Below are 18,034 nucleotides of genomic sequence, written 5' to 3' on the forward strand. Positions count from 1 at the left end.
CGTGCCCGGCCCTGACCTCACCGCGCTGCTCGATCCCGACGTCGTCAAGGAAGCGGCGAACTGGCTGGTGCGCCTGCATTCCGGCGCGGCCGGCGAAGCAGACCACCTGGCCTTCGCGCGCTGGCGCCAGGCCAGTCCCGAACACGAACAGGCCTGGCAGCGCGCCGAACGGCTCAGCCGAAAATTCGGCGCGGTCGCCCCTGAGCTGGGCGTGCCCGTCCTCACGCGCCAACCACGCGGCAACCGGCGCGCCATTCTCAAGACCCTGGCGACACTTGGCGTCGCGCTGCCGGCCGGCTGGTTCGGCTACCGGGCGTCGCGCGGCGAAGCGGATGGCGTCTACCGCGCCGGCGTCGGCGAACACCGTCCCGTGGTGCTGGCCGACCGCAGCGCGGTGCGGCTCAATACGGCGACCGATATCGCGGTGGGCTATTCGAAGAGCGCGCGCCTGATCAAACTCGAGCGGGGCGAAATCTACATCGAGACCGCCCGCGATACGCTCGGCCAGGCGCGGCCCTTCATGGTCGATACCGCCCACGGACGGATGCGCGCCCTCGGCACCCGCTTCACCGTGCGCGCGCTCGATGGCGATGGCGGCCGCACGCTGTTGAACGTGCTGGAACATCGGGTCGAAGTCGTCCTGCGCGACAGCGGCGCACGCCGGATCGTGGAGGCCGGCGACAGCGTGCGGTTCTCGGCCCGTGCATTCGAGGACATCGAACCCGCACGCCTGCCCTCGTCGTCCGCCCCGGCCTGGACCAGGGGCATGCTGGAAGCCGACGCCATGCGGCTCGACGCCTTCCTGCAGGAGCTGTCGCGTTTTCGTCCGGGGATTATCCGCTGCGCGCCGGAGGTGGCGAAGCTGCGCGTCTCGGGCGTGTTCAGGATCGAGGATACCGACCATGTCCTGGACGTCATCGGCCAGACCCTGCCGGTGCGCGTCGTCCGGCGTACCGCCTATTGGGTCACGGTGACGTCGCAGGCCATCTGAAATTTTTTTGCATTCTCCTGTCCCTTTTTCGTCGCCCGTTCGGCTACTACGCCGTCAAGCAAACGAAAGGAATCGAATTGGAGTCGCCGCACATCCCTGCCGCCCTGGCCCACCTCACCCTGCCGGCGCTCATCGCCTGTATGACGCTGGGTGCAGCCGCGCATGCACCCGCAGCCCATGCGCAAGCCGCCACGCCAGACGTGCGGCACTACCGGATCGCCGCCGGTCCCCTGGCGCAGGGCTTGTCCAGCTTCGCCCGCGAAGCCGGGGTCACGGTCGCGTTTCGTCCTGAAGACCTGGCCGGACTGGCCAGCCCGGGCCTGGACGGACGCTACACGGTTGCCGACGGCCTCGCGGCCCTGCTGGCCGACACCGGCGCGCGGGCCACGCCGCAGTCCGGCGAGGGCTTCGTCATCGGGCGCCGGCCGGCGCCATCGAAGGCCCACGCCGCGCCACGCGACATCGGCATGCTGGAGACCATAACGGTGGTCGGCGACTGGCTGGGTACGGGCCTGGAAAACAGCGTGCAGGCGTTTGGCGGGGCCAGGACCCTGGTGCGGCGCGAACAGATCGTCGACAGCGGCGCCTCGACGATCGCCGACGTCTTGCGCGGCATTCCCGGCGTGCAGATCAGCGGCAGCACCAGCAATACCGGCAGCTCGGTCGGCCTGCACATCGGTATCCGCGGCCTGAACCCGCGCAATTCCTTCCGCTCGACCATGCTGATCGACGGGATCCCGCTGGCCATGGCGCCGTATGGCCAGCCGAACCTGGTGCTGGCGCCGACGAGTCTCGGCAACCTCAATTCGATCGACGTCGTGCGCGGCGGAGGCGCGGTGCGCTACGGCCCGCAGAACGTCGGCGGGATCATCAACTTCAAGACCCGTCCGGTGCCCAGCCAGGGCGGCCTGACGGCGGATGCCTCGGCGCGCTACAACAGCTATGAACGCGGCGGCTCGAACTATCAAGTTTCGGCCTATCTCGGCACCGAACTCGATAACGGTTTCGGCGTCGCCCTGCTCTATTCCGGCATGGAGGGCGACCATTGGCGCGCCGGCAGCGACGACCGCTACAATGACATCGCGCTGAAGTGGCGCCAGAAGCTCGGTCCATCATCCGAGGTCTACGGCAAGATCGCCCACTACGACGTCAAGTCGATGACGCCGGGCGGGCTCACGCCAGCCCAGTACGCGCGCGATCCGTTCCAGAACACCCATCCCACCGACTACTGGAAAGGCGAGCGCGACCAGGTCGACGTCGGCTATGTGAATGCCTTCTCGGCCACCCGTGAATTCGAGGTCCGCGCCTACGCTTACGACAGCGCGCGCGAAAGCTCGCTGGCCAATGCCGCCCAGGGCCGCATCGAATACCAGCCGCGCGACAACGAGGTGCGCGGATTCGAGCCGCGCTACACGCATCGCCTGGCGTGGGGAGCGGCCACCCACGACGTCACGGTCGGCTACCGCTACATCCGCGAAACCGGCCAGGACCGGCGCATCCCGACCATCGCCGCCACCGGCCAGCAGGTTGGCGCCATCCAGGTGTTCGAGAACGGCACACGCGCGCATGCCGTCTACATCGACGACCGCATCGCCTACGGCAAGTGGCGGATCACGCCGGGCGTGCGCTACGAAAAGATCGAGAGCGACCGCAACCCGAGCGGCACGGCCGACGACACGCCCTTCCACGTGCGTAACAGCCGCGCGCTGCCGTCGATGAACGTCTCCTGGCTGCCGAGCGAGCGCCTGACCCTGTACACGGCCTACAGCACTTCGTTCGGCGCCGTGCAGTACACGCAGCTCAATTCGATGTCCGAGACCAATCCGCTCGACCCGGAAGTCGCAAAGACGTGGGAAGCCGGCGTGCGCTATGCGGGCCAGCAGTTGCGTTCCGAATTGACCCTGTTCGACCTGCGCTTCGATAACCAGATCCTGTCGATCCCCGGCACCAATCCGGCCGTGTTCCGCAACCTGGGCGCGACCACCCACGACGGCGTCGAGCTCGCGCTCGACTACGACTTCGACAAGGCCGGGCCGCTCGCCGGCCTGAACCTGTACGCCAACTATACCTATGTGCGCGCGCTCCAGAGGTCGGGCGAGTTCGAGGGCCGCGACGTGCCCTTCTACTCACGCCAGGCCGGCTCGCTCGGCGCGCGCTATACGGTGGATGCATGGGCCTTCGGTCTGTCGGCCACGGCGCAGGGCAAGCACTACACCGACACCGCGAACACGGTGCCCGAGACGGCCAACGCCGCGCTCGGCCGGGTGGCGGGCTTCGGCGTGGTCAATGCGCAGCTGAGCTACAAGATGGCGGGCAAGAAGGGCCCCGACCTCCAGCTGGGGATCAACAACCTGGCCGACCGCCGCTACTACACGCGCAATACCGACACCAACGGCGGCCGCATGGTCGGCGCACCGCGCATGCTCTACGTCCAGCTGCGGCTGGCGTATTGATGACGGCATCGTTGCGCGGCCTCTGGCTCAAGTGCCACCGCTGGACCGCGCTCGGGCTCGGATGGCTGCTGATCGTCTCCGGGCTGACCGGCTCGCTGCTGGGCGTGGCGCGGCCGCTGGACCGCTGGCTGCATCCGGCCTGGTTCGTGGCCGCGCAGCAGCCGGCGGCGCAGGCGGTCTCGCTGGAAGCGCTGCGCGTACGCCTGGCAACGGAATTCGGTCCAAAGGCCGCTTTCTCCTTCCGTCCGCCGCGCGACGCCGGCGCCACGCTGGAGGTGCTGGTGCGCGGCGAGTGGCGCGGCTCGCTCTATCTGCATCCGGCCACCGGCGCCGAACAGGGCCGGCGCGGAGAGCATGAAAGCATGGTGTCGCTGCTGCACGGCCTGCACAGCGCTCTATGGCTGGAGCAGACCGGCAAGGCCATCCTGGCGCTGGCCGCGGCCGTGTACCTGCTGCTGGCGGTGTCCGGCATCGTATTGTGGTGGCCGCGCCGCTGGCCGCCCTCGCTGCGGATCGAACTGGGCAAGGGATTCACGCGCGCTTCGTTCGACCTGCACCGCATCGGCGGCGTCGTGTTCGCGCTAGTCCTGGGCGTGAGCATCGCGACCGGCGCCTATCTCGCCTGGCGGCCGATCGGCGGCTGGATCAGCCGGCTCGTGGGCGCGCCGGTCGTCGCGGCCCCGAAGCTGCCCGCTGGTGACGGACCGGCGGCATCGCTCGACGCACTGGCCGCCGCCGCGCAAGCGGCCTTCCCGGATGGCCGCATCGGCCTGTTCCTGTACACGCCGCACCTGGATCGCCCGCTGGCCGTGCGCATGCACGTGCCCGACGATCCGCATCCCAACGGGCGTTCGGTCGTCTGGCTCGACCCGCGCAGCAGCCAGGTGCTGGCGCGCCACCGCTGGGACACGCTCGATCCCGGCACGCGCATGAATTCCATCGTCTATCCGCTGCACACGGGCGAACTGGGCGGCGTCGCGGGCGAGGCGACGGTGGCCGTGCTCGGCCTGGTGTTGAGCGCGCTCGGCGGCACCGGCCTGGTGCTGTGGTGGCAGCGCCGCCGCGCGCGCCTGGGCGCCGGCCGCCGCAAGCCGGCGCAGCCCGTCTTGTCCAAGTTGTAACGCGGAATTGCCGGTGCGGCGGCGCGTATCTGCGGCGATTTGGATACACTGGGTTCACCGACTGCTGCCAATGCGCCCCGCGGCGCAGTGTGACGCCATGCGCAATTTTTTCAACTCGCACTGGAAAGTCATCCTCGCAATCCTGCTGGCCATCGTGCTGGCGATGGTGACCATGGACACGAGTTCGAGCGTGCCGCCGCTGGCGGCGCGCCTGCAGGCGCACACCCAGGCGCTGGCTGCCGTCGCGCCGGGCACGCCGAATTACACACGACAGGGCGCGCTGCGCCACGTCGAAACCTCGCTGCGACGTTACGGTTATTCTCCTCGTGTCCGGCAAGGTGGCGACGCGGCGCATCCGGGCCGCAGCATCGAGGTGACGGTGTCCAGGCTGGCGCCCGGCGAACGTCCCAGCCGCACCTTCATCGTCGGCGCCCATCTCGGCCACGACGCCGCAGCGGGCGCCGCAGGCGCCGCCGCCGTGCTTGAACTGGCGCGCGCGGCCAAGGCGCTGCGTCCCGCTTATGGCACCGAGATCCGCTTCGTCTTTTTCGTGAACGATGCGCCTTCCGCAAGCGCGGAGCGGCGCGCCAGCGCCAGCCGCCACGATGGCGGCAACTTCATGGCTTTCATTGGGACGCGTGAATCGTCGGCGCAGGTGCGCCAGGTACTGGCCGCCTTGCGCAGCGATCCGATGCTGGCCCACCAGGGGCTGGCAGCGCCGGCCCACGTGATGGGGCTCACCCTGTCGGGACATGGCAGCGGGCCGCAAGACGGGCCTGCGCTGGTAATCACCGATGCCGGTTTCCTGCGCTTTCCCTATTTCCACACCGAGGCGCCAACCGGCCAAGCGCAGGACCGCAACGACTACGACGGCATGGCGCGCATCGTCAGCGGCTTGTCGCTCACCCTCGGCGCGCTGGCCGGCGCGGTCGAAACGTAGGCGTCATTCGACCAGGAACATCTCCTGCAGGTCGTTCAGGAAGCGCTGCCCAAGCTCGGTGGGCTTGATCAGCTTGTGGTCGCGGTAGATCAGCCCTTTCGCCTCGGCCTCGCCCAGCGCCTTCGAAATCGCACTGATGTTCATGCCGGTGCGCTCGCCGAACAGGTTCGGATCGAAGCCGCCGGTCAGGCGCAGCGCGTTAAGCATGAACTCGAAGCCCATGTCGGCGCGGCCGATCTCGTGTTCTTCCTGCACCGGATTGCCGCGCTTGGCGGCCTCGATGAAGGACGCCGGCTGCTTGAAGCGCGCCTGGCGCAGCACGCGGTGCGGGAACGAGAGCTTCGAGTGGGCGCCGGCGCCGATGCCGAGGTAGTCGCCGAACTTCCAGTAGTTCAGGTTGTGGCGCGCACGCCGGCCCGGCTGGGCATAGGCCGACACCTCGTAGTGCTCGTAGCCGCTCGCACCGGTCACCTCGGCGATCATGTCCTGCATGTCGGCGGAGAGGTCGTCGTCCGGCAGCGCCGGCGGATACTTGGCAAACACCGTGTTCGGTTCCATCGTCAGGTGGTATAGCGACAGGTGCGGCGGCGCGAACGACAGCGCCGTTTCCAGATCGCGGCGAGCTTCTTCCAATGTCTGCGACGGCAGCGCATACATCAGGTCGAGGTTGAAGTTCTCGAAGGTGTTCTTCGCGATCTCGACCGCGCGCAGCGCCTCGTCACCGTCATGGATGCGGCCCAGCGCCTTCAGGTGCGCCGGGTTGAAGCTCTGGATGCCGATCGACAGCCGGTTGATGCCGCTCTCGCGGTAGCTCTTGAAGCGTTCGGCCTCGAAGGTGCCGGGATTGGCTTCCATCGTGATCTCGGCGTCCAGCTCCAGCGGCAGCAGGGTGCGCAGGTCGGACATCAGGCGGTCCAGGCCTGCGGCCGACATCAGGCTCGGCGTGCCGCCGCCGATGAAGACGGTGTGGATCTTGCGGCCCCAGATCAGCGGCAGCGACTGCTCCAGGTCGAGGCGCAGCGCGTCCAGGTAGGCCTGCTCGGGCAGCTCGCCCTTCGACTCGTGCGAATTAAAATCGCAGTACGGGCATTTGCGCACGCACCAGGGCCAGTGCACGTACAGCGACAGCGGCGGCAAGGCGGAGAGGTTGAGCGCGCCCGGCTGCAGGTATTGCAGCGCGGCGCTGGCCGGCGAACGCGGCTCGCTCGGCCCGGGGGCGGCGACTTTAATCGGGATCATGTCAGGCGGACTTCAGTTTCTCGACCAGCGCGCGCAGCGCCTGGCCGCGGTGGGACAGTGCGTTCTTTTCATCCGGCGCCAGTTCGGCGGTAGTCTTGCCGAGCGACGGAATCAGGAAGTGGGGATCGTAGCCGAAGCCGTTCTCGCCACGCGGGCTGGCGATGATCTCGCCATTCCAACGGCCGTCGGCGATCACCGGCTGCGGATCGTCCGGGTGGCGCACATAGACCAGCACACAATAATAATAGGCAGATTTATCGCCGAGCCCCGCCAGATCGGCGACGAGCTTCTGGTTGTTGCGGGCGTCCGATTTCGGTTCGCCGGCAAAGCGGGCCGAATACACGCCCGGCGCACCGCCGAGCGCGTTCACGCACACGCCCGAATCGTCGGCCAGCGCCGGCAGGCCGGTCAGGCGCGACGCGTGGCGCGCCTTGGCCAGCGCGTTCTCGACGAAGGTGCCGAACGGCTCTTCCGCCTCCGGCACGTCGAATTCGCCCTGCGGATGCAGCTCGAAACCAATGGGGCCGAGCAGCTGCGCGAACTCCTTCAGCTTGCCGGCATTGTTGGAAGCGAGGATCAGGCGTTGGGTCATGGTTATGCGGGTTGGATTGAATGAGCCGGCTATTTTACCGGCTTCACGAAACGGCGGGGTCAGGTCTGACATTCGGACACAGCCTCAGCAATAATCGCTTTTACGACTGAGATCGTGTCTGATTGTCAGACCTGACCCCGGTGTTACTGTTGCTGCAAGGCCTGCTGCTGCAGGTGGATCAGGTCGGCGATGCCCTGCTGCGCCCGCGAAACGACGGGGTCAGGTCTGACATTCGGACACAGCCTCAGCAATAATCGCTTTTACGGCTGAGATCGTGTCTGATTGTCAGACCTGACCCCGGTGTTACTGTTACTGTTGCTGCAAGGCCTGCTGCTGCAGGTGGATCAGGTCGGCGATGCCCTGCTGCGCCAGGTCCAGCAGGCGATTCATGCCGGCGCGGTCGAAGGCCGCGCCCTCGGCTGTGCCCTGCACTTCGATGAAGTGGCCCGTTTCGGTCATCACCACGTTCATGTCGGTATCGCAATCCGAGTCCTCGGGATAGTCGAGGTCGAGCACCGGCTCCCCGCGGTACACGCCCACCGAGACGGCGGCCACGAAATGGCGCACCGGGATCGCCGGGATCAGGCCGGCCGCCACCAGTTTGGCGAAGGCGTCATGGGCCGCCACCATGGCGCCGGTGATGCTTGCCGTGCGGGTGCCGCCGTCGGCCTGGATCACGTCGCAATCGAGGTGCAGGGTGCGCTCGCCGAAGGCTTCCAGGTCGAAGGCGGCGCGCAGCGAGCGGCCGATCAGGCGCTGGATTTCCTGGGTGCGGCCGCTCTGCTTGCCGCGCGCGGCTTCGCGGTCCATGCGGCTGTGGGTCGAGCGCGGCAGCATGCCGTATTCCGCGGTCAGCCAGCCCTGGCCCTTCCCCTTCAGGAAGCCCGGCACCTTCTCTTCGATGCTGGCGGTGCAGATCACCCTGGTGTCGCCGAACTCGATCAGCACCGAGCCTTCGGCGTGGCGCGTGTAGTTGCGGGTGATGGCGACGGGACGCAGCTGGTCGACCGCGCGGCCGCTGGGACGCTGTTCAAATGTCATGACGGTTGCTTTCTTATTTGATGACTTGGGATGACTTCTCGATCGCCGCACGGATCTCGGCGATCGCTTTTTCAATATCGTCGTCGCCGAAGGCGTCCGCGCCGCCAGGGGCCGCGTCGGCACGGGCGATGGTCGACCTGACCATGTCCTCGCCCAGCAGCTGGGTCGAGATCACATTGGGCAGGCCGGCATGCGCGGTGTCGGCGCCCTGCCAGGCGATGGCCAGCGCGGTCGTGTTGTCGGCCTGGGCGCCGCCGACGGCGGCGGCCATCTGCACCATCCCGGGCACGGCCTGCACCACGCTGCCGGTGGCCAGGCGGTGCACGATCTCGGCCTCGGGCAGCATCGACCACAAGCCGTCGGAGCACAGCAGCAGCACGTCGCCCGGCTGCAGGCTGACCTGGTGCGACAGCTCGATCTTGGGCGCGCTCGAGGCGCCCAGGCAGTTGTACAGCTTGTTGCGGTCGGGGTGGGTCGCGCGCTCGTTCGGATCGGCGCGGCCGCGGTCGACCAGGTACTCGAAATGCGAATGGTCGCGCGTGCGCGCCAGCACCTGGTTGCGCCGCACCCAGTACAGGCGCGAGTCGCCGGCATGGGCCCATACCGCGCAGTTGTGCTGCACCAGGCAGGCCACGACCGTCGTGCGCGGCATCTCGGGCAGGCCGTGGGTGGCGGCATAGGCCTGGATGTCGTGGTGGGCCTGCAGCAGCGCTTCTTCAAGGAAGCGCTCGGGCCGTTTGACGTAGGGACGCGCCTGCGTGCGGAACATCATCGACACCGTCTGCAGCGCGATGGTCGCGGCGATCTCGCCGTTCATGTGCCCGCCCATGCCGTCGGCCAGCAGGAGCAGCAGCGAGTCGCGCGTGAAGCAGTAGCCCATGCGGTCCTGGTTGACCTTGCGGCCGCCGATATGGCTTTGCTGGTAGACGGAAAATTGCATGATTACCCCTGGCCGCGCCCGAATGCGCCGAGACGGTCGACAAGTGCGCGCCAGCCGCCGCGCGCCTCGCTTTGCTGCGCCGATGCCTTCATCGATGCCGATGCGGACGCCGCCGCGAGCGGCTTCGCCGGTGCGGCCTGCAGCGCTTTCTGGATCGCGAACACGCTCTGCGGACGCGCGAGCGGATCGAGCGCCAGGCAGGCTTGCACGAGATCGATTAGCTCGGGCGAATAGCGGCCTACCAGTTTATCCAGCTGCTCGAGCAGCTTGTCGCCGGCGCGGCGCGCGTCAACCGACTGCGGGGTCGAGCAGCTCATGCAGGCCAGCATGGCGGCGCCCAGGCTGTAGATATCGGTCCACGGTCCGAGACTGGCGCCGCGTGTGGACAGCTCGGGCGCGGCGAAACCCGGCGTGTACATCGGCGCCAGCATCGGCGCGTCGCTGTGCAGGGTCTGGCGCGCGGCGCCGAAGTCGAGCAGCAAGGGAGAGGCATCAAGGCGCAGGTAGATGTTGGCGGGCTTGAGGTCGAGGTGCAGCAGCTTGTTGGCGTGCACCTCGCGCAGGCCGGCGCAGACACCCGTAAATACCTGGCGCACGAACTGCTCGCCGGGGCGGCTGCCTTTGGCGGCGGCGCGCGCGATGTGCTCTTGCAGCGAGTGGCCGGATTCGTAGGCCATCACCATATACACGGTGTCGTGGGCGCGGAAAAAGTTCAGCACGCGCACCACGTTCGGGTGCACGATGCGCGCCAGCGCCCTGCCCTCTTCGAAGAAACACTTGAGGCCGATGCGGAACACGGCCAGGTGCGGCTTGGCGACGACGGGCACCAGTTCGCCCGGCTGGCGCAGCGCGAGCGCGCTCGGTAAATACTCCTTGATGGCGACCGCATTGCCTTCGCTGTCATAGGCAAGGTAAACAATACTGAACCCACCGGACGCAATTTTCTTTACAATGCGGTATCCGGCAATGTCCAGCCCATCGGGCAGGGGAGCGTTATTCTGTGCAGCCATCCAAGTGGGTTTCCTTGCTAAACAGGGCGATTGTGTGGATAAATGTCGGCTTTGTAAAGAATAAAAACCGGGGATCCCATTGAGCATTTCAAGCATGACAGGTTATGCGGTCGCCACCAGCGAAGGCGCTGCCGGAACCCTCACGATCGAAATCAAGAGCGTCAACTCGCGCTTCCTCGATCTGCAGTTCCGCATCAATGACGAACTGCGCGCGCTGGAACCCGACCTGCGTTCGGCAATCATGGCCGCGATCACGCGCGGCAAGGTCGAGGTGCGCCTGTCGTTCGGCCGCAAGGTCAGCGGCGGCTCCTCGGCGCTGAACCAGGAACTGCTGGCCGACCTCGCCCGCCTGCAGGGCGAAGTGACGCGTCACTTTGCCCAGGCAACCCCGATGACGGTGGCCGAGCTGCTGCGCTGGCCCGGCGTCATCGAAGAATCGACGATCGGCCAGGAGTCGCTGCAGCTTGATGTCGCCGCCCTCACCGCCACCACCATCGCCGCTTTCGTCGACAGCCGCAGGCGCGAAGGCGCGGCGCTCGAAACGATGCTGCAATCGCGCATCGAATCGATGGAAGCGATCGTCAAGCGCATCACGCCACTGATCCCGCAAGTCATTTCGCAATTCCAGCACAAGGCCATCGAACGTATGCAGGATGCATTGGGCCTGGCCGGCCACGGCAATCCGTCGACACTCACGCGCCAGGAAGTGCTGGAGCGGATCCGGCAAGAAGTGACGCTGTACGGCATCCGCATCGACGTCTCCGAAGAGCTGTCGCGCCTGTCGGCCCACCTGAACGAAACCCGCCACATCCTCAAAAAAGGCGGCCAGGTCGGCAAGCGCCTCGACTTCATGATGCAGGAACTGAACCGCGAAGCGAACACGCTGGGCGCCAAGGCCTCGGTCAAGGAGCTGGCCGATGCGTCGATGGAACTGAAGCTGCTCATCGAACAGATGCGGGAGCAGGTGCAGAATCTGGAGTGATCCGGCTGACGTTGTTCAGCACGCACATTTATTTTTTTGCCAGCCCCAAAACGTCGTTCCCGCGCAGGCGGGAACCTAAGTTTGCAAGCGTTATCGAGACGCCAAAAACTTGGGTTCCCGCCTTCGCGGGAACGACGTATTTATGCTAGCGTGATTGTTCACTATTATCGCGATACGAACTCGCGAAAAAAACGTATTGACAAAGGATTTCCCATGCTCCCACAAGCCTTCTCCGGCAGCCTGTTCATCGTCGCCGCACCGTCCGGCGCCGGCAAGTCGAGCCTGGTCAACGCCCTGCTGGCGCAGGAACCGGGCATCAAGCTGTCGATCTCGACCACGACCCGCAAGCCGCGCACGGGCGAGCTGGATGGCGAGCACTATCACTTCACCACCGCCGAGGATTTCGTCACCCGCGCCGAACGCGGCGAATTCCTGGAATGGGCCGAGGTGCACGGCAATTACTACGGCACGAGCCGCCTGACCGTCGAACAAGAGATGAAGAACGGCACCGACATCCTGCTCGAGATCGACTGGCAGGGCGCTCGCCAGGTGAAGAAACTGTTCCCGGACGCGGCCGGCATCTTTATTTTGCCGCCGTCGATCGAGGCGCTGGAAGAGCGCCTGCACAAGCGTGGCACCGACGAGCCGCACATCATCACGCGCCGCCTGCTGGCGGCCGGCGGCGAGATCGCTCACGCTCCAGAGTTCGAATATGCTATCATCAACGAAGAGTTTAACGTCGCCCTGGCCGAACTGCAGGCGATTGTCAAAGCGACACGTTGCCGATTTGCCCAACAGGCCGCCCGCAACGCTACGCTGTTTGCCCAACTGGGAATCCACGCGCATCAACCTCAATCCTGATCAGCGCGCCTTTTAGGCGCGCTTTCACTGTTGTCGTTGCCCTCGCGTTTTGAATTTATTGCACATTAGGAGCACACATGGCCCGCATCACCATCGAAGACTGCCTCAAGAACATCCCGAACCGCTTCCAGCTGACCCTGTCCGCCACCTACCGTGCTCGTCAGTTGTTGCAAGGCCACACCCCGAAGGTCGAAGCCAAGGACAAGCCGACCGTCGTCGCCCTGCGCGAAATCGCCGCCGGCAAGGTCGGCATCGAAATGCTGAAAAAAGTGCCGATGTAATTCCCTTCGGGGTTGCCTGAATTAGCGTCATCCCGTCTTCTGTTATTCTGTACCTACTACGGCTTGACGACTAACGTAATGAACCTGTTTCCTCCAGATTCGACCAATTCACGCAACCCCGTTGCTCCACGCGAGCGGCGCGCCGACAATCGTCCGCCGGACTTTGCCGAGCCGGTCGCGCCCGGTGTGGCCTCGGTCACGCAGCTGATCGCGAAGCTGTCCGAATACCTCACGCCCGCAGAACTCAAGAAGGTCAAGGAAGCCTACCGCTTCTCCGACGAGATGCACCTGGGCCAGGTCCGCAAGTCGGGCGAGCCCTATATCTCCCATCCGATCGCCGTCGCCGAGATCTGCGCCGAGTGGAAACTCGATGCGCAAGCCATCATGGCCGCCCTGCTGCACGACGTGATCGAAGACCAGGACGTCAAAAAGGACGAGCTGATCGAGCGCTTCGGCGCCCAGGTCGCCAACCTCGTCGACGGCCTGTCCAAGCTCGAGAAGATCGAGTTCCAGAGCCAGCTAGAAGCGCAGGCCGAGAATTTCCGCAAGATGCTGCTGGCGATGGCGTCCGACGTGCGCGTGATCCTGATCAAGCTCGCCGACCGCCTGCACAATATGCGCACGCTGGGCGTCATGGTGCCGGCCAAGAAGCGCCGCATCGCCGGCGAGACGATGGAAGTGTACGTGCCCATCGCCCACCGCCTCGGCCTGAACAATATCTATCGCGAGCTGCAAGACCTGTCATTCTCGCACCTGTATCCGCTGCGCTACCAGACCCTGTCGAAGGCGATCAAGGCCGCGCGCGGCAACCGCCGCGAAGTGGTCAAGAAGATCCTCGAGGCAGTCAAGAACCAGCTGGCCTCGAGCGGATTGCAGTTCGAAGTCGACGGCCGCGAAAAGACGCTGTACGGCATCTATAAAAAGATGCGCAACAAGCACCTGTCGTTCTCGCAGGTGCTGGACGTGTACGGCTTTCGCGTCGTCGTCGACAGCGTGCCCAATTGTTATGTGGCGCTCGGCACCCTGCACGCCCTGTACAAGCCGATGCCCGGCAAGTTCAAGGACTATATCGCGATCGGCAAGATCAACGGCTACCAGTCGCTGCACACCACCCTGATCGGCCCCTACGGCACCCCGGTCGAATTCCAGATCCGCACGCAAGAAATGCACCGCACCGCCGAAAGCGGCGTGGCGGCGCACTGGCTGTACAAGACGGGCGACTCCAACATCACCGACCTGCAGCACCGCACCCATGCCTGGCTGCAGTCGCTGCTCGACATCCAGCAGCAGACCGGCGACTCGGCCGAGTTCCTCGAACACGTGAAAGTCGACCTGTTCCCGGATTCGGTCTATGTGTTCACGCCCAAGTCAAAGATCATCGCCCTGCCGCGCGGCGCCACGGCGCTGGACTTCGCCTACTCGATCCACACCGGCATCGGCGACCACACGGTGGGCGTCAAGATCAACAACGAGGATCAACCGCTGCGCACCGAGCTGCACAACGGCGACATCGTCGAGATCATCACCGACCCGGAATCGCGTCCGAGCCCGACCTGGCTCACGTTCGTGCGCACCGGCAAGGCGCGCTCGGCGATTCGCCACCACCTGCGTGCAATCGACGTCAACGAATCGGTCGAGCTGGGCCAGGAACTGCTGGCCCAGGCGCTGGCGGTGCGCAATATCAAGCCGGAGCTGTCGGACGCCGTCATCGAGCGCCTGCTGGCCGAGACCTCGGCCAAGTCGCTCGAAGAAATGTATGCCGACATCGGCATCGGCAAGCGCATGCCGGCCCTGGTGGCCCGCCACATCTTCGGCCTGATGGAAGGCGACCCCGAACTGCTGCCCTCGAACAAACCGATCCCCAGCAGCGAGATCGCGCCGGTCACGATCTACGGCAGCGAAGGCGTGGCGGTGCAGCTGGCGCCGTGCTGCCTGCCGATCCCGGGCGACGAGATCACCGGCCAGCTGCGGCGCGACCAGGCGCTGGTGGTTCACACCTGCGACTGCCTGCCGGCCAAGCGCGTCCGCGCCAAGGAACCCGACCGCTGGATCTCCGTGCAATGGGGTGACGAGCTCAACCGCCGCTTCGACTGTCGCATCCGCCTGTTGATCAACAACGAAAAAGGCATTCTCGCCCGCGTGGCCGCCGAGATCGGCGAGTCGGACGCTAACATCACGTATGTGGGCATGGACGAGGATGACGAGCACAGCATGACGCAATTGCGCTTCACGATCCAGATCAAGGACCGGGTGCATCTGGCGCAGTTGATCCGTAATCTGCGCCGGGTGGCGGGGGTCAACCGGGTGGAGCGCGAGCGATCGTGATCTTGCCCGCCATCGTTCCCGCGAAGGCGGGAACCTAAGTTTTACGCTTAGAGTTAGATCAAGCAGCGCCACTCAGCGTGCAACCTTGGGTTCCCGCCTTCGCGGGAACGACGGGTTCAGGGTGCGGGCTGCGGTCGGCCGATCAGGCGTTCTTGTCGACCTTGTCGACGCTCAGCCCCAGAATACTGTCAAACGCCGCACACGCCCCCGCGCACGCATCGGCAATCTCGTCGGGCGACTTCACGTGCTCTTTCAACGCCAGCATGAACGCGCGCCAGCGCGGTCCCGGGCCTTCATCGGCCCCGCGCAGGTAGCGCAGCGGATGCGGCGCCAGCCGCTCCGAGAGCTTCCCGTACAACACCTTCCCGCCCAGCTGCGAACCTTCGATCACGTACGCCACGCCCCAGCGGTAGGCGGCGCTGGCATCCCGCGGCCAGGCATGCGGTGTCGAAGGCACACGCACCGGCGGCATGGCGGGTTCGTTCAGATCGGCGTCGATCAGCGCCAGCCGCCCGACCTCCGGCAAGACCGTTTGCGGGCCATCGTTGAAATCATCCAGCCAGGCCTGCAGCGGCGCCAGCCAGTCGCGCACCAGGGTCAGGTGCGCGGCATAGTCATGCATATCGGGAGCGGGGCCGGACAGCGGCAGGCCGCTGTCGAGGCGCTCGTGGCGTTCGGAAGTGGCGGCGCGCAGCGCGGCCAGGGCGTCCACATCGGGCGCCGTATCGTGGGGTCGGTTCATGCCCTTATCTTAGCAGCGAACCAATCATTCAGTCGGCCACGGGTTCGGGGTAGTCGACCGAGATAATCTCGAGCTCGTCCATGCCGAGCGGGGTCTGCAGCGGCACCACATCGCCCTCGCGGCACTTGGTGAGTGCGCGGGCCACCGGCGACACCCAGCTGATCTTGCCCTTCAAGGGGTCGAGCTCGTCCACGCCGACGATGGTGACGGTGTGCTCCTCGCCCGCCTTGTTGATATAGCCCACCGTGGCCCCGAAAAAGACCTGGTCATTGCCGTAGTGAACAGTCGGGTCGACCACGAAGGCCGAATCCATGCGCTTGGTGAGAAAGCGGATGCGGCGGTCGATCTCGCGCAGGCGGCGCTTGCCATAGATGTAGTCGCCGTTCTCGGAACGGTCGCCGTTCGACGCGGCCCAGTGCACGATGCGCACCACCTCTGGACGGTCGACGTCGATCAGCTGCAGCAGCTCATCCTTGATGCGCTGGTAGCCGGCCGGGGTGATGTAGTTCTTGGCGCCGGCGGGAATCGCCTGCGCCAGGGCCAACGCGTCTTCGTCGTCGTCGTTGTCGGACTCTTTAACAAATGCCTTATTCATGACCTTATTGTAACGAGACTTGGCGTTGCCTGCGCCGGGATTCGCGCGCTTTTATCGTATGATGCAGACAACTCAAAAGCAGTGCAAAAAAAGAAGCGACGAGACAAACAATGAGCCTGCCCTCCTCTTTCCACACCGAACATCCTCCCACTTCCGGCCTGGTCTACCAGTTCGTCCTGCATCCCGACGGCGCCATCGGCTTTCCCTGCCTGAACGATGGCTGCAGCGCGCTGCTCGGCCTGGCGCCCGGCGAGCTGCAGGACGATCCCGCCCTGTTCGAAGGACTGATCCTGCCGGAAGACCGGCGCGCCTACCATGAGGCGATGCAGATGTCGGCCGCCGCCCTGGCGGCCTGGAACTGGGAGGGACGGATCCGGATTCCGGCCTGGAACGACGTCAAGTGGATCAACCTGCGCGCCACCCCGCATACCCGCGAGGACGGCGCAGTTCAGTGGGATGGCATCATGACCAATATCACGGCAAGCAAGCAGGAGCAGGAAGAATCGCACCGTTCGCGCGAACGCCTGGCCGAGCTGACCGCGCATATCGAACAGGCCAAGGAAGACGAGCGCACCCGCATCGCGCGCGAGATCCACGACGACCTGGGCGGCAACCTCACCGCGATCAAGATGGCGCTGGCCATGCTGTCGGCGCGCCTGCCGCCGGATCAGCCTGACCTGCTCGACAAGGCCAACTACGTCGACGACCTGGTCGACCGCACCATCGAGGCCGTGCACCGCATCTCGCTCGACCTGCGCCCGAGCACGCTCGACCTCGGCATCGTCGCCGCACTCGAGTGGCAGGCGCACGAGTTCGAGAAGCAGATGGGAATCGCCGTCATCATGCGCTGTCCAGACAAGGACCTGGAGCTCGAGCCCGACCATGCCTCCGCGCTGTTCCGCATCTTCCAGGAAGCGCTCACCAACATCGCCAAGCATGCCAGTGCGACCCGGGTCACGGTGTCGCTGCAGCGCCAGCGCAATCTGCTCACCCTGTCGATCTGCGACAACGGCCGCGGCATCCAGCCCGCCGACCGCCTCAAGCCGCAATCGTTCGGCCTGCGCGGCATGAGCGAGCGCGCCAGCGCCCTCGGGGGCACGCTGGCCTTGTCGTGTGCGCCCGGAGGTGGCACGATGGTGACCATCAAGACCAGGCTGGCACCCCGGACCTCCGCGCAGCAGGCGGCGACAGACAGGGCAGCACAAGAAGAAGAATGACCGAAAAAGTAACCATCCGCGTTTTCATTGCCGACGACCATGCCATCGTGCGCGAGGGCCTGAAGCAGATCCTGGCCGAGCAGCGCGACATCAATGTCGCGGGCGAGGCCGAGAACGGCGTCGACGCCGCCCGGCTGGTGGGCAAGTCCAAGGCCAATGTGATGCTGCTCGATATCTCGCTGCCCGACCGCAATGGCATCGACGTGTTGAAGCAGATAAAGAAAGACCGGCCCGAACTGGCGGTGCTGATGCTGTCGATGCACCGCGAAGACCAGTACGCGATCCGCGCGCTGAAAGCCGGCGCGTCCGGTTATCTCACCAAGCAGAGCGCGCCGCGCGAGCTGGTGACGGCGATCCGCCAGGTGGCGGGCGGCCAGAAATACGTGAGCGCTGCGCTGGCCCAGACCCTGGCCAGCTCGATCGGCGCGGACCACGAGGCGGCGGTGCACGAAGGCCTGTCCGACCGCGAATACCAGACCCTGACCATGATCGCCTCGGGCATGACGGTCAGCGAGATCGCGCGCGAGCTGTCGCTGTCGGTCAAGACCATCAGCGAATACCGCGCTCGCTTGTTGGTCAAGATGCAACTCAAGACCAGCGCCGAGCTGACGACCTACGCCATCCGTAACGGTTTGGTGGATTGAATGTGACATTCCGTTGTGATAAGGCGGCAACCGATGCATTCAAGGGCCGTGTTACCGTTT

The 18,034-nt window shown here is 65.7% G+C and carries 17 protein-coding genes; 10 read left to right on the forward strand and 7 right to left on the reverse strand.

What is annotated here, in order from left to right; all coding sequences use genetic code 11:
• Position 1: 1 nt before the first annotated feature.
• The 4 genes from AC3A6F_RS09055 to AC3A6F_RS09070 all read left to right on the forward strand — a co-directional run bounded on the left by AC3A6F_RS09055 (position 2) and on the right by AC3A6F_RS09070 (position 5,505).
• Positions 2–991 (forward strand): DUF4880 domain-containing protein, encoded by a 990-nt coding sequence (locus AC3A6F_RS09055; protein WP_487679946.1) that lies wholly within the window; start codon positions 2–4, stop codon positions 989–991.
• Between the two features lie 77 nt (positions 992–1,068).
• A complete protein-coding gene (locus AC3A6F_RS09060) occupies positions 1,069–3,444 on the forward strand; it encodes a TonB-dependent siderophore receptor (RefSeq protein ID WP_487679948.1) in 2,376 nt (791 codons plus the stop codon).
• Entirely contained in the window at positions 3,444–4,565 is a 1,122-nt protein-coding gene (locus AC3A6F_RS09065; protein ID WP_487679950.1) for a PepSY-associated TM helix domain-containing protein, read from the forward strand. The genes AC3A6F_RS09060 and AC3A6F_RS09065 overlap by 1 nt, the downstream gene beginning before the upstream one ends.
• A gap of 97 nt (positions 4,566–4,662) precedes the next feature.
• A complete protein-coding gene (locus tag AC3A6F_RS09070) occupies positions 4,663–5,505 on the forward strand; it encodes a zinc-binding metallopeptidase family protein (RefSeq protein WP_487679952.1) in 843 nt (280 codons plus the stop codon).
• Positions 5,506–5,508: 3 nt separating this feature from the next.
• Here AC3A6F_RS09070 and hemW read toward each other — a convergent pair whose 3' ends face one another.
• The 5 genes from hemW to AC3A6F_RS09095 all read right to left on the reverse strand — a co-directional run bounded on the left by hemW (position 5,509) and on the right by AC3A6F_RS09095 (position 10,327).
• On the reverse strand, positions 5,509–6,744 hold the full coding sequence (gene hemW / locus AC3A6F_RS09075; RefSeq protein WP_487679954.1) for a radical SAM family heme chaperone HemW: 1,236 nt from the start codon (positions 6,742–6,744) through the stop codon (positions 5,509–5,511).
• Position 6,745: 1 nt separating this feature from the next.
• Positions 6,746–7,336, reverse strand: a complete 591-nt coding sequence (gene rdgB / locus AC3A6F_RS09080; protein ID WP_487679956.1) for an RdgB/HAM1 family non-canonical purine NTP pyrophosphatase — start codon at positions 7,334–7,336, stop codon at positions 6,746–6,748.
• Between the two features lie 309 nt (positions 7,337–7,645).
• A complete protein-coding gene (gene rph, locus AC3A6F_RS09085) occupies positions 7,646–8,377 on the reverse strand; it encodes a ribonuclease PH (protein ID WP_487679958.1) in 732 nt (243 codons plus the stop codon).
• A 13-nt stretch (positions 8,378–8,390) separates the two neighbouring features.
• Positions 8,391–9,317, reverse strand: a complete 927-nt coding sequence (locus AC3A6F_RS09090; RefSeq protein ID WP_487679960.1) for a PP2C family protein-serine/threonine phosphatase — start codon at positions 9,315–9,317, stop codon at positions 8,391–8,393.
• A gap of 2 nt (positions 9,318–9,319) precedes the next feature.
• Complete coding sequence (locus AC3A6F_RS09095) at positions 9,320–10,327, reverse strand: serine/threonine protein kinase (RefSeq protein WP_487679962.1); 1,008 nt, start codon at positions 10,325–10,327, stop codon at positions 9,320–9,322.
• Between the two features lie 94 nt (positions 10,328–10,421).
• On the opposite strand from AC3A6F_RS09095, the gene AC3A6F_RS09100 reads away from it, so the two are divergent.
• The 4 genes from AC3A6F_RS09100 to AC3A6F_RS09115 all read left to right on the forward strand — a co-directional run bounded on the left by AC3A6F_RS09100 (position 10,422) and on the right by AC3A6F_RS09115 (position 14,776).
• The gene (locus AC3A6F_RS09100; RefSeq protein ID WP_487679964.1) at positions 10,422–11,309 is read left to right on the forward strand and encodes a YicC/YloC family endoribonuclease; all 888 of its coding nucleotides are present in this window, start codon (positions 10,422–10,424) and stop codon (positions 11,307–11,309) included.
• A 213-nt stretch (positions 11,310–11,522) separates the two neighbouring features.
• Positions 11,523–12,170, forward strand: a complete 648-nt coding sequence (gene gmk, locus AC3A6F_RS09105; protein WP_487679966.1) for a guanylate kinase — start codon at positions 11,523–11,525, stop codon at positions 12,168–12,170.
• Between the two features lie 77 nt (positions 12,171–12,247).
• Positions 12,248–12,451, forward strand: coding sequence for a DNA-directed RNA polymerase subunit omega (rpoZ, locus tag AC3A6F_RS09110; RefSeq protein WP_123069763.1), 204 nt, complete (start codon positions 12,248–12,250; stop codon positions 12,449–12,451).
• Between the two features lie 78 nt (positions 12,452–12,529).
• Positions 12,530–14,776 carry a RelA/SpoT family protein gene (locus tag AC3A6F_RS09115; protein ID WP_487679969.1) on the forward strand — a complete coding sequence of 749 codons (2,247 nt, stop codon included), beginning with the start codon at positions 12,530–12,532 and terminating at the stop codon, positions 14,774–14,776.
• Positions 14,777–14,918: 142 nt separating this feature from the next.
• Here the strand turns inward: AC3A6F_RS09115 and AC3A6F_RS09120 are convergent, their stop codons facing one another.
• Complete coding sequence (locus AC3A6F_RS09120) at positions 14,919–15,518, reverse strand: biliverdin-producing heme oxygenase (protein WP_487679970.1); 600 nt, start codon at positions 15,516–15,518, stop codon at positions 14,919–14,921.
• Positions 15,519–15,546: 28 nt separating this feature from the next.
• Positions 15,547–16,113, reverse strand: a complete 567-nt coding sequence (gene greB / locus AC3A6F_RS09125) for a transcription elongation factor GreB (RefSeq protein ID WP_123069760.1) — start codon at positions 16,111–16,113, stop codon at positions 15,547–15,549.
• A 110-nt stretch (positions 16,114–16,223) separates the two neighbouring features.
• Between greB and AC3A6F_RS09130 the strand changes: the two genes are divergently transcribed.
• On the forward strand, positions 16,224–17,330 hold the full coding sequence (locus tag AC3A6F_RS09130) for a sensor histidine kinase (RefSeq protein ID WP_487679972.1): 1,107 nt from the start codon (positions 16,224–16,226) through the stop codon (positions 17,328–17,330).
• Positions 17,327–17,974: a response regulator transcription factor gene (locus tag AC3A6F_RS09135; protein ID WP_320475992.1), complete on the forward strand. Its 648-nt coding sequence runs from the start codon at positions 17,327–17,329 to the stop codon at positions 17,972–17,974. The genes AC3A6F_RS09130 and AC3A6F_RS09135 overlap by 4 nt, the downstream gene beginning before the upstream one ends.
• Positions 17,975–18,034: the final 60 nt, after the last annotated feature.

It is taken from the genome of Massilia sp. Soil_C_3, assembly GCF_057657035.1.